At 59.8% G+C, this 14,634-nt stretch carries 14 protein-coding genes; 6 read left to right on the top strand and 8 right to left on the bottom strand.

What is annotated here, in order from left to right; genetic code table 11:
• Positions 1-13: 13 nt before the first annotated feature.
• The 3 genes from D5S08_RS14435 to D5S08_RS16530 form a co-directional block, all read right to left on the bottom strand.
• Positions 14-2,701 carry a hybrid sensor histidine kinase/response regulator gene (locus D5S08_RS14435; RefSeq protein ID WP_162301988.1) on the bottom strand — a complete coding sequence of 896 codons (2,688 nt, stop codon included), beginning with the start codon at positions 2,699-2,701 and terminating at the stop codon, positions 14-16.
• A gap of 1,429 nt (positions 2,702-4,130) precedes the next feature.
• On the bottom strand, positions 4,131-4,412 hold the full coding sequence (locus D5S08_RS14430; RefSeq protein WP_126665588.1) for a hypothetical protein: 282 nt from the start codon (positions 4,410-4,412) through the stop codon (positions 4,131-4,133).
• Positions 4,413-4,521: 109 nt separating this feature from the next.
• Positions 4,522-4,917 carry a phage integrase central domain-containing protein gene (locus tag D5S08_RS16530; RefSeq protein ID WP_126665587.1) on the bottom strand — a complete coding sequence of 132 codons (396 nt, stop codon included), beginning with the start codon at positions 4,915-4,917 and terminating at the stop codon, positions 4,522-4,524.
• 540 nt (positions 4,918-5,457) lie between these two features.
• Here D5S08_RS16530 and D5S08_RS14425 point away from each other — a divergent pair.
• On the top strand, positions 5,458-6,129 hold the full coding sequence (locus D5S08_RS14425) for a hypothetical protein (protein ID WP_126665586.1): 672 nt from the start codon (positions 5,458-5,460) through the stop codon (positions 6,127-6,129).
• Here the strand turns inward: D5S08_RS14425 and D5S08_RS14420 are convergent.
• Both D5S08_RS14420 and D5S08_RS16750 read right to left on the bottom strand, forming a co-directional pair.
• Positions 6,126-6,374: a hypothetical protein gene (locus D5S08_RS14420; protein WP_126665585.1), complete on the bottom strand. Its 249-nt coding sequence runs from the start codon at positions 6,372-6,374 to the stop codon at positions 6,126-6,128. The genes D5S08_RS14425 and D5S08_RS14420 overlap by 4 nt on opposite strands.
• Before the next feature lie 195 nt (positions 6,375-6,569).
• A complete protein-coding gene (locus D5S08_RS16750; protein WP_155522981.1) occupies positions 6,570-6,728 on the bottom strand; it encodes a hypothetical protein in 159 nt (52 codons plus the stop codon).
• Positions 6,729-8,131: 1,403 nt separating this feature from the next.
• On the opposite strand from D5S08_RS16750, the gene D5S08_RS14415 reads away from it, so the two are divergent.
• The 4 genes from D5S08_RS14415 (at position 8,132) to D5S08_RS16740 (ending at position 9,318) form a co-directional block, all read left to right on the top strand.
• A complete protein-coding gene (locus tag D5S08_RS14415; protein ID WP_121119802.1) occupies positions 8,132-8,482 on the top strand; it encodes an acyltransferase family protein in 351 nt (116 codons plus the stop codon).
• Complete coding sequence (locus D5S08_RS16745) at positions 8,467-8,604, top strand: hypothetical protein (protein ID WP_155522980.1); 138 nt, start codon at positions 8,467-8,469, stop codon at positions 8,602-8,604. The genes D5S08_RS14415 and D5S08_RS16745 overlap by 16 nt, the downstream gene beginning before the upstream one ends.
• Positions 8,605-8,900: 296 nt before the next feature.
• Entirely contained in the window at positions 8,901-9,128 is a 228-nt protein-coding gene (locus D5S08_RS14405) for a hypothetical protein (protein WP_126665584.1), read from the top strand.
• 22 nt (positions 9,129-9,150) lie between these two features.
• On the top strand, positions 9,151-9,318 hold the full coding sequence (locus D5S08_RS16740) for a hypothetical protein (RefSeq protein ID WP_155522979.1): 168 nt from the start codon (positions 9,151-9,153) through the stop codon (positions 9,316-9,318).
• A gap of 598 nt (positions 9,319-9,916) precedes the next feature.
• Here D5S08_RS16740 and sciP read toward each other — a convergent pair.
• Together sciP and D5S08_RS14395 are read right to left on the bottom strand one after the other, a co-directional pair.
• The gene (gene sciP, locus D5S08_RS14400) at positions 9,917-10,222 is read right to left on the bottom strand and encodes a CtrA inhibitor SciP (RefSeq protein WP_421757472.1); all 306 of its coding nucleotides are present in this window, start codon (positions 10,220-10,222) and stop codon (positions 9,917-9,919) included.
• 336 nt (positions 10,223-10,558) lie between these two features.
• Positions 10,559-11,026 (bottom strand): hypothetical protein, encoded by a 468-nt coding sequence (locus D5S08_RS14395; RefSeq protein WP_126665583.1) that lies wholly within the window; start codon positions 11,024-11,026, stop codon positions 10,559-10,561.
• A 754-nt stretch (positions 11,027-11,780) separates the two neighbouring features.
• On the opposite strand from D5S08_RS14395, the gene D5S08_RS16525 reads away from it, so the two are divergent.
• On the top strand, positions 11,781-12,248 hold the full coding sequence (locus D5S08_RS16525) for a hypothetical protein (protein ID WP_126665582.1): 468 nt from the start codon (positions 11,781-11,783) through the stop codon (positions 12,246-12,248).
• 251 nt (positions 12,249-12,499) lie between these two features.
• Here D5S08_RS16525 and D5S08_RS14390 read toward each other — a convergent pair whose 3' ends face one another.
• The gene (locus D5S08_RS14390) at positions 12,500-13,579 is read right to left on the bottom strand and encodes an acyltransferase family protein (protein ID WP_126665581.1); all 1,080 of its coding nucleotides are present in this window, start codon (positions 13,577-13,579) and stop codon (positions 12,500-12,502) included.
• Between the last annotated feature and the right edge of the window lie 1,055 nt (positions 13,580-14,634).

Below are 14,634 nucleotides of genomic sequence, written 5' to 3'. Positions count from 1 at the left end.
GCGTCAATCCGTTTTAGGTTCGCACAGGGGTGAGCGCGGCGAGGCGCGCCGCGAGCTCGGCCATCCTGAACGGTTTGGTAAGCCGTGGGAGGGCAGGCATGATTTCGTCGGCCTCAGCATACCCGGAGACGATGAGGATCGGCAGTTCAGGTATGACACCGCGAAGCGCTGATGCGAGCTGTACGCCATTCATCCCGGGCATGAGGTGGTCGGTGACGAGCAGATCGGGCTTCAGCCCATCGGCGACCATTGCCAAAGCAACATCGCCGGAATTTGCCTGCTGCACTTCGTATCCAAACTCCTCCAGCATGTCGGCGGTGCTCGCCCGCACGACATCTTCATCATCGACAAGCAAGACAAGACCCCGAGCAGCGCTGACAGTCGTCGGATCGCTTGGAGCGTCATCGAGGTCCGCAGCCGAGATGCTAACGGGCAGCCACAACTCAACAATGGTGCCTACGCCCTCTTGGCTGCTGATGGTGAGTGCTCCCCCAAGCTGAGCGGCCAGACCGTGCGCCATAGACAGGCCGAGGCCTGTCCCTTTCCCGATACCTTTCGTCGAGAAGAATGGTTCAACTGCGCGGGCGAGCGTCGCATCATTCATCCCTACGCCCGTATCCGCCACCGAGAGTCGCACGTAGTGCCCGCGCCTGAGAGCGCCACGTGGGCTGCGAACGTTGTCCCGAGTTGCACTGATTTTGAGCGTGCCGCCGTCGGGCATTGCGTCGCGCGCGTTCACGCCAAGATTAAGAAGTGCCATCTCAAGCTGGTTGGGATCGGCTTGAGCAAGGGGCAGGTTGTCTGCCGCTTCCACAATGACGCGAACCTGCGGACCAGTCGTGCTGGAAAGCAGGTCAGCCATGCCTTTCACCAGTCTTCTCACATCCACTGCAGTGGGTTGCAGGGGCTGGCGGCGTGCAAAGGCAAGAAGGCGCTGAACCAGTATCTTCGCGCGATCAGCTGATTGGATTGCGCCTTCGATGAGCCGCTGCTCGCGCTCATTACCCACACCTTTGCGCTGAAGCAGGTCGAGCGACCCGACAATCGGCGTTAGCAGATTGTTGAAATCGTGCGCGACACCCCCGGTGAGCTGACCCATCGCTTCCATTTTTTGGCTTTGGCGCAGAGCTTCCTGTGCATACGCCAGCTCCTCGGCGGTTTCCTTCTCGGGCGTGACGTCCCGCCCTACGGCATAAAAAACGTCACCCTCCGGCACCAGTGTCCACGAAATCCAGCGCCACGAGCCGTCTGCGTGGGCAAGCCGATCTTCGAAGCGCTCGACTGTTTCACCGCGGAGCAGTCGCTCCATCACCTGCTCGACGGCGCGATGGTCGTCAGGATGCACCTGCTCGCGAAAGGACAAAGCAAGCAGCGTCTCCGTGTCACGGCCGAGGGTAGTTTCCCAAGCCGGGTTGATTGCTTTCAGCAGACCATCGAAGCCCATGATACCGAGCAGGTCTCGGCTCATCTCCCAAACGCGATTTCGCTCCGCGGTGCGTTCGGTAACCTCCTGCTCAAGTTGGTCATTCAGCTCATGAAGCCGGAGTTCGGCCGCTTTGCGCGCCGTGATGTCGATGGCTGTGCCTAGCACCCGGTAGCAGACACCTTGCGCATCGAACAAACCGCGTCCCTTGGCAGCAACCCAGCGGACGACGCCGTCCTCCTTGCCAACGGTTCGGTATTCAACGTCATAGAGGGCGCGAAGTTCGGGATTGCTGGCAGACTCGTAAGCCGACCGCGTTTTCTCCCGGTCGTCCGAATGCACGCCGTTAAGAAAGTCCTCCAACGTAACCGGGACCTCGGGGGAGATGCCGAACATCGCCTTCACCCGGGGAGGCCAGAACATGCTTCCTGTAGCCTGATCGACATCCCACTGCCCAATCTCCGCCACATCAAGGGCGAGCCGCAACTGCTCCTCACTTAGTGCGAGCCGCTCCTCGGCTTCGCGGCGATCGTTGATGTCGATGACGGTGCCAACATAGCCGAGGTACTCTCCGGCATCGTTAAAGCGCGGACTAGCGGCATCAATGGCCCAACGGTAAGCACCCGAACGGTGGCGGAGGCGGTACTCCATTCGGAACGACGTACGGTCTGCATTTGCCTTGACGAATACCTCTTCGGCACGCTGACGATCGTCAGAATGTATTGCCTCAAGCCACCCAAAGCCCTCTGCGCCGGCGACACTTTGGCCGGTAAATTCATACCATTGCCGGTTGAGATAAGTGCAATATCCGTCTGGGTTGGTAACCCACATCATGACCGGCGCATGATCCGCCATGTTGCGGAAGCGGCTCTCACTCTCCCGCAGAGCCTCATCTCGCGCTTTTTGCTCAGTTATATCTTGAACTTCGACGATCGTGCCGACCGGTTCTCCATCGTCGCCCAGGATTGGAGAGGCCGTGAAAGCAACATGGTAAAAATGCCCGTCTTTGTGGACGAAGGTCTCTTCCCCTGACATCCGCTCCTTGATGGGAAACGCCAGGCCAATGGGGCACTCCTCGACCCGGTACGCGCTGCCATCGGGACGACCGTGGTGAACAACATCGTGCATGCGATGGCCTAGCACTTCGTGCGACCTGTAGCCGGTCAGCTCCTCCGCCGCCTGGTTCATAAACACGCATTGCTGCTGCTCGTCCGTGAGGAAGATCGCCATCCTGGTATTTTCCAGAATGGCATTGAGCCGTCGCTCGGTTGACTGCACTCGTCCCACCTCCGCCCTGCCACGCTTGCTCCGGCGTTATACGCCGCGCAAGCTTACATCAGCTACTCATCAATCATCTCACCTTGTCGAGAAATAATTGGTTAACGCATACATCTTACAGCGGTGCCATTTCTGTGGCGGAAATTCTGTATGGCGGCGGTGAACAGTAAAGCGTGGACCAGAACAGGTGGCCGTCCCCGAGGACCAAAGTTCAGCGGCAGATTTCATTTGGCAACGGCGGCAAAGCCACACTCCGCCTTCAAACGAACATATGGCCGAATTTGCCTGCACCTGTATGTAAGTCGTCCGGCCGCTTTCGGGCAAGCGGATGAAGATAGCCAAGATAGCCAAGATAGCCGAACGCTACCGATTTTTCTTTAAAAATGACGGGCGGCGAAGATTTTTTGGAAACGCCCGCGAACAGCGGAAACTACATGAGACGGCTCGCTCTCATCCGCTTGCTATGATCAACCATCGCTTCGGGTTAGGACGGCTTTGCTGTTTCGGGCCTCTTTTCACAAAGGTCGGCCTCCGTCTGCGCGGCCATGTTGATATCCCTGCCAGCCTCAGTCCCAACTCAGATCGGTTTGTTCGTACCCGACTCACTAGTTCGAAGCCGCTCTGCGATGCCAGGGTGGAAACAGCGCATTCTATAACGTCGATGGAATAGGGCGCGCCGTGCAAAGCTACAAAATACTTAGCCGTAAATGCGGCTTACACAAATTGTGTTCACATTGTCGTAGGTAGTTAGCATGCCGGACCTTTAGACTGCATCTCCATCGACAAAGCGAATGTATGATGCAAAGGCGAGCGACAGGGGTCTAGCTTGCAGGTTTCTGACGAGTTTTATTCAATAAAACAATTCATAATCTCGCTCGTGCTATTCCGCGCCGCGGCGCCGGGCACAGGGTCGCACCGTTACGGTGTGCGAAGTTGCTGATGATTAGCTCGCCCTTTCGCCTGCCGCTGCCGGGGCTCGCCGTCGCAAGCGTGTACGTGGTTTCGACCGCGGCCTTGCAGAAAGCGACGAGAGTTCGCGGCTCTCCGGCGGTTCGTTCATGGCAGCAATGAATTGCCGCGCGCCGCCGAGCTCGCCGCAAGGCGGGTGAAGTCCACACGACGTAAGGGATTTCATAACGGTTTCGAGTCCAGTGCGCTTGCGCCCGATGTGCACGGGTGCGGGACGGCCGCGTCAGGCCAATTGGGTCGTGGCGAGTTACAGCTCGTCGGTGTCCGGGTGTCTGCCCGGGCACCCCCGCTGTTGCGCAGGGCAGCCCGGCCGTAGCCGCCCGCCGGCGCCGACCTCAGCCGCCGTTTACAAGCCGGCAGCCCTTCGCCGCTGTCGAATAGTTTGCTTCTACGGCCGAACAGCTGCGACCGGGTGTAGGCAGTCTTGACCTTGTCGTTCTTCGCACGGCCGAACGCTACGTCAATCGTGGTGGACCACCCTCACCCAGTTGCTCGTTGAGAATAGTGCTGAGCTGGCGCACCAGCCACGCGGCACGTGACTGCCGGTCAAATTGGCTTGCGAGTAGAGCTCACCGATGACGCCCTCCTCGATCAAGCCCACCCCGCTCCGCTCCGGGAACACCAGCATGTTAATTTTGCCGTTCCGGTTTGAGGCCGCGAAAGTCAAAGCTTCGCGCGGCACCGCAATGGCTGCGGCCGATAGCGGTATTAGGTGCTCGAACCGTGGCTCGTCCTTCTTCAACCGGCTGAGCTTTAGCCGTTCGGGCGGCAGCCGCCACAGCGGGCCGGACCGTCCAAACCGTTGACCTTGCTCCAGCGCAGACGGCGTGTCGAAATCAGCCGGACTTCAATCAGCGCCAGGAAGCGCACAGCCAGCAGCGCGCGGTAATCCTCGACCGCGGTTCGCTACGGGTGCGGTCCTCCGGCGGTAACTCCTGCATCGCGGCACGACGGTTGCCGGCGAGGTTGCCGGCGCACAGGCCATCGGCGATGCCGGAGGTGGAGATCTCCGATAGGCGATGCCGGGTCCGTCGCGCGTTGGCGACGCGGCAGCGCCGCTCGACTGAACGCAAGGCGTTCAGCAGCGCCCGCGTTTCAATCGCATCCGGCGCAAGCTCACCACGCCCGGGCAGGACGTCACACCCGAGGCTGCACAGTACGTCGGTGGCATGTCGCCCACCATGTCGGCCGATGATGTGGGTGCCCGGCGCGGGCCAGCTGCTCGAACGTACCGGATGTGTCAGCATCGGCGGCGTGCCGCGGATCCGCGTCGTTTGCCAGCTGCGCTTTCGCTTCTAGCGCTCACATGCGCGGTCGGACTCGGCCGAGCTCGGAAACTCTGGCGAAGATCATCAGCTGCTCACGGCCGCGCAGGCGACACTTGAGCATTCAGCTCCTCAGTTCGTTGCGGGATGAACAGGAACAGGTTGCCCTCGGTCGAACATCTTATAGGCGCGCGGCTGCGCGCCGGCGGCTCTCGCCACGACGTTAACTAGCATCTACCATTTTCTGCAGGGTGCAAAGAGAATGACTATCGTGGGCGAAGCCCCCTTAGGTGCTACCCACCGGATGAGCTATGGCCGACCTCTCGTTCGAGGACCCGATCAGGAAAGCGTCAGTGGCCGCTGTACTATGTGGCTTCAGCCAAGCTGCACATACCGATCAGGCGAGCCAGAGCATGGTGCTTCATCTCGCCGCATGGAGTCAGAAGCGTCCTGGGCCCTGATAACTTCGTCTTAACCACGGGCTGACATCTAGGCTCGATCTCGACAAGGAAGCGGCCAACTATGATTCACCGGCATTTGCTCGTTCAGTTTTCCGTTCTGGCAGCCACCCTGCCAGCTGTTGCGGGTGCTCAGGACGCGTCCCCGGTTGTAACTCTGGGTATTACCGGTGGATCGCTTGGGGTGGGCCCGGAGATTGGGTATCGCCCTATACCAGCGCTTGGCTTCCGCGCGTCAGCGAACTTCCTCAAGCTTAGCCACGACGTTGATGTCGACGACATCGATTATAATGGCGACCTGCACCTGCGGTCCTACGGTGCAACAGCCGACCTTTATCCATTCGAGAGCGCCTTCCGCCTGTCTGCTGGGCTTCGCATCAGCCGCAATCGCGTAGATCTTCTCGCTACCCCTTTGAGCCCTGTCTCGATTGGTGGTACCACCTACAGCCCCGAAAAAATTGGTTCCATCCAGGCCGAGGTGCGTGCCCGCGACGTCGCGCCGACGCTGACGATCGGCGTAGCACGTAATCAAAGCAGAGGGTTCGCTTGGAGTTTGGACGCAGGGGTTATGCTGCACGGTACACCCCGAACCGACAACCTCCAAGTTACCGGTGAACTCGCCAGTAATCCGTTCCTGCAGGATGACCTGGCGCGCGAGCGCGCCGAAATCGAGGCGGAAATCGACAATTACAAGGTTTATCCGCTGGTGCAGTTGGCCGTAGGATACACTTTCTAAGCGCCTCCCAGGCGCAGGGTGCGCCATTGACCGTAGAGAAACGGCCTTATAGCAGCGGCGGCGCCTATCCACGCGACGAACTGTTGGTCCTGAACGTCGCCGCACAGGCCGGCCAAGTTCGTCGAAGACAGAAAGCCGAGGATGGCCGTCACGCTGCCCATCAGGAGGGAGAGCTGGCGTAGTAGAACTATCAAGCCGGGGGCATTGATGGACGTACTGGTGACGACCGACATAGGATTGGTCATGATTGCCCCCAGTACGGCGCGCTCAGTCTCGCAGGGTTAGACGGAACAGTGTAGGCGCTGCGGCGATCGCTCGCCACAGCGCTCCGGGAGTGCCCACCCGCCGAAGTTCCAGCGCGTGCCCGCGCCGATGGTGCCGCCGAGGAGGGTCTTGCGCATGTACTCGGTAAAGTAGGGCAGATTGCGCAGTTTCACCGCTCAATTGGCGACACCGTACTTGTCGCGGAGGGGGCCCATCGCCTCGTTGAGGCTGGCAGACCGGTTCTTGGTCGAGGAATGCACCATGCTGACGCGCGCATTGTGGCCGGCGGCAGCGCTGGCGGTTGTCGCCGGCAGGGGCTGCACAGCTTCGGGCACCTCTGATGACGTCGCTCTCGGCGACGGTGGGAGCGGAAAGCGCGACCAGGGCGGAAACGGCAAATTACGATCAAATGCGTCAAAGGTTCTCTCATTAGGAACGGTACTTACAGGGAAGCATCCCCCGGTCTGTTCGGATAATTGCGCGCTGTGTTATCCGTATGCCCCGTTCTATTGAGCACGAGGGCAACAAGATCTGGTGAGCGTGGGTCATCGCACCGTGGGTCCAGGCGCCGCCGGGGTGAGGTTCACCGCTTGCAGTTGCCACTAACGGTTGCATCGGCAACAATGCGTGCGGTTCGGTTCTGAGCGTCATGCTCAGGTCGGCCTTTATGACGAGGTACTCGTCTTGCGGGTGAGTACTGGCGCTTCGCTGAAGCCGTCAGCACTCATTCGCTGGTGGCATGGTGGGGTGACGCGCCCGAGTGCCCGGGAGGCAGCGCCACCCCTCGCTGCGTGCCGGGCTTCACTCCGGCGGCAGCGTTAGCTTGACCTATGTTTGGTGACGCATCCGGTCAATGGCTGGAGTAGGAACACGCGCGATCTTATCGACCGGCGGTCTATCGCTACTGACAAAAAACATGCCGCCGGCGGCCCGCCCTTTCTAGGGTGCGGCTGTGCCCGGATGCGGATGGCTCATGCCGGGTTGATGCCAGGCGAGAAAGGAGCGACGACTTCTCGCCCGTGAAAAGCCTCGCTTTCATGATTTCCCATTTTGGCCGCCTGCGAGGTCAGAAAGGGAGTTGCACCGGCGGGGCAATGGAGACACGAGCCTCCATGTAACTGACAGACACCTTGGCGTTCCAGGTGTCGGCGGGCTTGGGAGCGAGCGAGAATGACACCGCCTGACGCATTCAAGGTCGAGGCATCAGTCTTCATGCCGCACATGCGCGATACGTCCATAAAGCTGAAGCGTGGTGAGACCCTGTTTTGCTTGACGGACAAGGGATTGTCGGAGTGCCCAAACTCCGGCCCCGATGATGTACTGATTGTTACGGAGGAATTCGGCTGCTGGCCTGTGGTCGCATTCACTACGCGGCATGCCGAGGCGTGGCGTCAGACAACCACTGCCGATCGTCTGCGGATGATGCGGAGAGTGCGACAGAAGCTTCGCCCGAAAGCAATCGTCGCTTGCGTTTAGACCAGTTCGTCTCCGAGCTGTTTCAGGGATTGAGCCCGGCAATCTCAGGTTAAAGTGTGCCACGCCGCTGGCATTCTAGGTGACGCCGGCCGCGAGGTTTGCGGGTTCGGGAGTGTCGGCTAGCTGCTTTCGTTGCTAAGTGTTCCTTTGCTATCAGCGCGCCAAGATCTTAGCCGGGGGCTGCGCTTGGGGGCTATAGGACGGGCAAAATCAGGTATCCGTGGGTCGACGCTGCGAAGGCAACATCTATCCTCTTGTGACGATGATGCACTGCACCCAACTTACCGAGTTGCTAGGCATTGAAGCGCCGCTCCTTGAGGCCGCAAACGTCCCTTTGGGCGCTGTTCGGATGCCGTTGTTTTTCGTGGTGTCTGGTGTCTTCGCCGCGTCAGGTGTCAGCCGGTCATGGTCCGACCTGCTTCAACGGAAGGTCGCCCTCTTCGTGTGGCTGCTCCTCATTTGGAGCGTCATCCGCTTCCTTTTTGTGTCGTACGTCATGCTCAATCCGGACAACCCCTTGGAGGGGACCAGACTCGCTGAAATATATGAGGTCCTTGTTGAGCCGAGAACCGGCATCTGGTTCGATGGAGAATTGCCGTGTTCTTTGTCGTGACGAAGCTCCTGAAGGTGACTGCCCCGGGCATCGGTGCTGCCGTTGCCATCCTTGTCGCTGTTGTTGCCAATGCTGAGTTTGCAGGCGGCAACGTGACGCTGGCCTACGTCTTCGACAGCTAGGCCTATGGTGCAAAGCTCAGCTACTTCGCATTTTTTCTCGGCTGTTGCTTCCCGCAGATCGTGACGGCGGTGGGGAACGCTCGTCTCGCGCCTTGGCTGATTGGCAGCTGAGTCACGTTCCTGGTTGTCCTAAGGAGCGAAGAGGCGGTTTCCTCCATGCTGCCGCCCGGCGCGTTCGGCGTCATAAAGTCCATCTTAGACGTTATCGCCATGCTGTTCGCAGTGCGTGCATTGATGTCCCTGCCGATCGTGCGCTCGGTGCTTGAGTTCATAGGCAAGCAGACGTTGCGATCTACGTGGTGCCGGTGCCGGTTATTTCCGTCCTGGCGGTGGTAGCCGTAGAGATGGGCGCCAATCGTCTGGGCTCTATCGAGGACGCTGTGCCGGTTATTCTCAATCCGACGGTCGTAACGATGACAATAGGTATTCAGATGGTTGCACTCCGGGCCGGGGCTGGATGGCTCTATAGCCTTCCCAAGATCGATGGTATGCTGGGAGAACCGGCTGCCACCGCCGCCATTTAGGCCATGCTACGGAGTTCGCGTCATGATGAAAGAAGTCGGCAAAGTTGCCCTCGCGATTTTTCATGCCCCTCGCCTGTTCCTCGAGCGTGTTGGCCGCGTGGAGCCGGGGCACTGCGAAATCTGCCATGAACCGCTACAAGATCTGAGCGCCGGCAGGTGTGACGACTGCTATCTGGACATGCAGATTTGAGGCCGATACGCGGTAAATGGTCTCGCTGGTGACAACGCGCACGTCGCCACCGCCATGCGATCTCATGACAAACTAGTGCAGTCCCTCGGCACAGCAAGCGAGGGGGCCAGACTTCGTCGAATTGCTCTTAACTTCACGGTGCGATCGGTGGCACGGCGGCTCGGCATCGCGGAGAGCCTCATCTACAACTGGCGCTCGGCGCAGCGAAGGGCCGAACGCATCAGCAGCGAGCCGCTGCAGTTTGTCTCCTACGGCGTGGTAACGGACGACTCATATCGCGCTCACGCCACCAATGCACTCTGCAGATCCTGCCATGCGGCCGCCGCCTGCCGCTGCTGCAACGGATCTGGTCCACCAGCATCCAGGCACCCGGCCAGGCGGCATCGAGATCAACCTGGCGAGCGCCATACGCTTGTCGGTCGACAGCTACGTCAACGAGAAGGCGCTTGCACGCGTACTGCGAACGCTGCGAGATGTCTCGTGATAGCGCTGGGGCTGGGCACGAAGGTGCATCTCGCGTGCAAGCCGGTGAGCAGTAAGCGTCCGCCTTCAACAGGGTGTCGCCTGATGCGGCGGCTTCAGTGCCATAGGATGAGGACTAGGTCGCGTTGACATGGTACGTCATCTGGCGCGTGTATCGCGTGCGGTATTGTTGCGTTTTGGTGGTGCGCAGGCCTCGCATGCCCGAGCGCTCAAAGCCACGCTGCCAGCTCACGAACTCTTCGAGGGTGAGGCCATAACGTGCCAGCACTTCGTCGATCGTCAAAAGGCCCCCATTAACTGCGGCCACCACCTCGGCTTTCCGGCGAATGACCCAGCGCGAGATTTCGGGCGGTGGCAAGTCGTCCAGTGTGATGGGTGTGCCGAGTGGGCCAATGACACGGCTCACTTCATCAGTTTTCACCAGCTGCAGAGCTGGGCGTACGATTGTAGTATGCATGGCAACCTTTCCGCACCGATTGAAGTTGGAGCGGTTTAAGGCCGTGATTTTGGTTTGCGCTAAATGGCTAGGGTTAACGACTGCGTCACCTTTGCTGCAGCACCGCCATGGGCCATGTCCATCGACAACTGACTTGCCGATTGTAACGAAGAGCGTGCTCGCACAGAGCTGTGCGATCTGCTCTCACAATCCCTGGCTGTGCTAGGCTGGTGAGCGGATGACCGCGTTTGAGTTGCGCCAGAGGCCGGCTTTATACCGAGGTGTGGGTGGGTTGCGGACCTTCCGCTTACAAGCAGAGAATTATCGAAGCTGCTCGGCCTCCGCCTCTTCAGCGGTACGTTGGTCGATCCACGAAGTTCTCAAGGTTAGCAACCACGCCGCTGCGAGCATCATGTATTCGGCCCGAAGATACTCATACCATGGCATTGCGATAATGGTGTCAACCAGCGCACCAAGACATAGAATAGCAGCGCTGACGCCAAAAACCACTGTAGCAATGAAGCTGCGGTATGGGCGATCTAAGCGGAAGGCGAGAAGTCGGGTGGATGGATTGTAGCGCCGGAAACATAACCAAGCCACGCCCAGAACTATGGCCGAGGCGATCAGCGTCACGAGTAAGCTGCCAAACATCGGTATGTCGATGCTATCACCATCGGCAGGAAGAATGCCTGAGTTCCGAGCCTCAGGCCAATAGACGAAGTTCAGCGCTGGGTATGCCAGTATCAGCAAGGCTGTCAGCGTCCATAATGTAGATGAGCGGGAAGGCATCGAACGTCTCCTTCCAATGATCGTATGCGCCCGTCTAGATGTCTGCAACGGGGCGTGAGCCGAACGGCAGCTTCCAGATCGTCGGAGGGAAAAGCAGATATCGAGCCGGCGGCGGATGCACTGTCCGCGATCCTGCGGCTTCGCAGGAGAAGCTGCACCGCCGCATGGGTGCGACTGCGCTGAGCCAAAGCGTGCTGAACGTCGCTCACCCAGGCCAGGGAAGGCAGTAATCCAGATCTAGCCGGTGGCGGGATCAACGCGCCCGCCCGCCGTGCTGCGAATGACAAGGTGTTCAAGCGATGACAACCACGCCTCTCGGGACGGCCCGGCGGAAGAGGGAACTCACGCCGGGCCTGACCGCGCTTTGTTTTTCGGAACACGACGCGGCTGCGCGCAGGATTGGCGATTTTGCGCGTCGAGTAAAGCTTGAGGGCTCAGGCGGCCCGGCAGGAACTGTGGAGATATCCGCCGTGCCTGACCGCGCGCTCGCCGCGCGGCTTGCAGGCGGCTGCCCTCACAATGCCACCGCCGTCGGCGATGTAAATGTTCGGCAGGAGACAGAGGCGGCCCGGCGGAAGGATCTCAGGCGCAAACCGCCGGGCCTAACCGCGTAGGGCCTCACGTCCGACGCGGCTGCCGCCGAACATGCCACCACCACCCATGAAGTAAAGGGCGTGCGATGGTCAGGCCAGGGTTGTCGCAGGGCAATGTAGCGGTGTTGCGGAGGGGGTGGGCAGGGTCTTACACTTTAACGGTGCTCGGCTCTTCCGCGCCAGAGCGGAACTTCACGGAATATACCGGTCGGGCGAATGCCTTCGTGCAGCGTTCCACGAGCGGCTCGAGCTTCAAGGCGATGAGCACAATTGGCGCGGGTGCGGCAACGCTCGGCGACGTGATTCAGAAGGGGCGTGGTGGCACGGTCCGTTTGATCGGACGCGGCGATGGCGGCTCCAATCTTGCTGATTCGGAGGCGAGCGGAAGCACGCAGCGGTCTGGAACAGTAGCCGCAGCCATCGCGGGCAAGGTTTTGCAGCCGCCACCCCCGCAATCGCCAAGCCCCACCCCGAGCGCCAAGACTGCAGACGCGGTGGGCGAGCATATTGGGAGAAATCAGGAAGCGGGCCGGGACAGATTGCGACCCGACCGGCCCGCTCCACGTTCGTCGATCCATCACGAGCGTGGATTCGATCGATCAATGACAACCTTGCGCTCGGCAAGTTGATTTTTTTGCAACCTGCCGGGTCACCTGTCACAACGTGGCACAAGAGGCGTCGGAACGCCTCTCTGCATCACCATCGGTAACGGTCCGTCGCCGTCCCCCGCCAGCTGCCATCCGACTACCGGCGCGATGGCCCAAGCTCGCCAGATTGTCCGCCTCGGTTCCGATCGCCGGCCCAGCGAACAGCTAAGAAAAAGCGGTCTGCCACTCCATCCAATCAACCGCGACAGTCGGGCCGCTTGCAAGAGGCAGCATTACGACGAGGCGCGAACCCGATGCTTGGTCAGCCAAGGCGCCTCCATCGTCCAGCGCGCATAGCGGCTAAGAACATGCTCCCCGAGCGCCCAGCAGCCCACAACGATCGCAAGACCTCCCACCGTCAGCGCCAAGACGTCGTTTTGCATTCCTACCTCTGCTAAGAAGAGGTTGTAGTAGTATAGCGGAATCCGATGCAGTACGAAGACGAATAGTGATTGCCTACCCAGCTTGTTAAGGGTCCGCACTGTGATTGATGTACTGTGCCGATAAAGAAGCATGAGCAATGATGCGACACCGATGATGCTGGCACTGAATGTCGCGAGCGGATTGAATCCGCCGTCAAAGGCGACGATCGCGACGGCGATGAAGAAATATGCTGCCAGTCCGCGAAGCGCCCAGTGCGCCCAGTCCTGAATGAAGGTTCGAATGATCTGCGAGTGGTAGCTCGCAATCAAAAAGAAGGGTGCAAGCGCCGCCAATCTGCAGAGCATTTCTAGGAGGTCGTGCCGGAAAGTGAACCATCCAGAAATGACGACAGCGTAAGCAGCAAACGAAGCGCCAAGGACAATCTGCCAATTAAAAGGCCGGACTAGCTTTGCCCCTAGATACATCAAGCCCAGAGCGTAAAGGAACCACAACGTATTAGGCGGGTCGATGAGCATCGTCGCTGGCTCCAGACCCTCCTCAAGGCTGAGGTCCGACCGGACCATCTCAGTAGCGCCGGTTGTCATGTAATACACGATCGGCACCCACAAGAGGTACAGCCAGAAGATCTGACCGACACGCACTGGCAGAAAATCTTTCCAGCGCGCATCAAGACCACGCTGGGCGAACAGGCCCGCGGCGAAGAAGAATAGCGGCATACGAAGATAAACGAGCGCTTCGAAAATGAGCAAGCGATCGCCAACTGCGTGCCACAGAACGACCAGGATGACAGCGATGCCTTTTGCCGCATCGACATAACTCAGACGCGAACAAGGCTTCTCTGCAGGCCCGGGATCGCCGCCTGTTGCCGTCATCTGTCCAGACGTTGGCTCAACCGCCGCCGCCCGATACAAGGCTAAACCTTGGTTCACGCTGTCCCCCCTCAGAACACGGTATTCAACCCTGTTAGCTAGCCGGCTGACACTTCAGAGCGTGCTCACCAGCACAGCTCGCAACTGCGATCACAGTGCCGCCCAGTGACTTTCCCTCTTAAAACGCCTCGCAATGGACGCACGTTTCGAGGACCGCGTCGAAGTAATCCGTCGATCCACACCAGTCACAAGAATGCCTCCGCGACTTTCGCGCGAGTGGGCCTTTGAGCGATTGCACAAGGCGAACCCAGATTCCCTCGCCCTTGGCTTCCGAATAGAGTTCTTGGGGCGCTGGCGCCAAGTCGGCAGGCTTTTCCGCCGAGCCTGGGATAGCAACGAAAGGAAGGCTTGAAGCTGTACGAGCCGTTGTCATCGGGAAGGCAGAACCTAGCGCCGGATTGCGCACCACTATTCTATCGGCGCTTCGTTCCCGCAGATAGACGTATGAGGAGATCGCCTTGTCCCATTTAGAGAAGGCATTGTTCTGTTCCGGTAAGTGGTAAACCCCATCCCCTTCCCGCCCTACGCTCACCTCCCCACGGATCATCAGCATTCAATCAGCCTCTCCCTCATGGCCCGGCATGGGCCATGTTTTTCCGGCTGTGATCGTGCTGGATAATGCCGGTGATTGCCATGGAAGCCTCCTTGATCGCCCCCACCATGGAAACCCGGCCGCGCCATCAGGTGGGAGGCGTCCGCAGATGCGTTAACAGCGGGGACACATCTCTGTGCCGCGGCAGGTTGGAACGTAGTCTGATCGTGGCAACAAGTTTCCAGCTTCCGGCAACTTGCTTCCGCAAGCGATCGTCACCCGCAAGGGTTGAGACCCGCTTGCGGGGCTCGGTGGAGAAGGCGGCCCTGCATGGACGCGCAGCGGCCAGGCAGGGGTGACGGCGGAGTAGAGCGCGGTCCCGCTCTTGCGGGAGGCGGCCATGGTCAGTTGGCGCGTACTGCGGCCGATCTTCAGAGGTACGGCAGTGCGCCCATGCCGAGGCCGATGACGATCCCGAGCCCCGGCAACGAGTGGCAAGGCTGCGAACAGATTGAACTGATTT

Origin of the sequence: Croceibacterium ferulae, assembly GCF_003660445.1 — a bacterium.
Lineage (GTDB): Bacteria > Pseudomonadota > Alphaproteobacteria > Sphingomonadales > Sphingomonadaceae > Croceibacterium > Croceibacterium ferulae.
Note: the sequence above shows the minus strand (reverse complement) of the source record. Positions and strands in the feature narration are given on the sequence as shown.

Bases quoted from the DNA above. Each gene is read 5' to 3' on its own strand.
- D5S08_RS14425 (WP_126665586.1), top strand. From the start codon at position 5,458: ATGATTCACCGGCATTTGCTCGTTCAGTTTTCCGTTCTGGCAGCCACC.
- D5S08_RS16530 (WP_126665587.1), bottom strand. From the start codon at position 4,917: ATGCTGACACATCCGGTACGTTCGAGCAGCTGGCCCGCGCCGGGCACC.
- D5S08_RS14395 (WP_126665583.1), bottom strand. From the start codon at position 11,026: ATGCCTTCCCGCTCATCTACATTATGGACGCTGACAGCCTTGCTGATA.
- D5S08_RS14420 (WP_126665585.1), bottom strand. From the start codon at position 6,374: ATGACCAATCCTATGTCGGTCGTCACCAGTACGTCCATCAATGCCCCC.
- D5S08_RS14415 (WP_121119802.1), top strand. From the start codon at position 8,132: ATGATGCACTGCACCCAACTTACCGAGTTGCTAGGCATTGAAGCGCCG.
- D5S08_RS16740 (WP_155522979.1), top strand. From the start codon at position 9,151: ATGATGAAAGAAGTCGGCAAAGTTGCCCTCGCGATTTTTCATGCCCCT.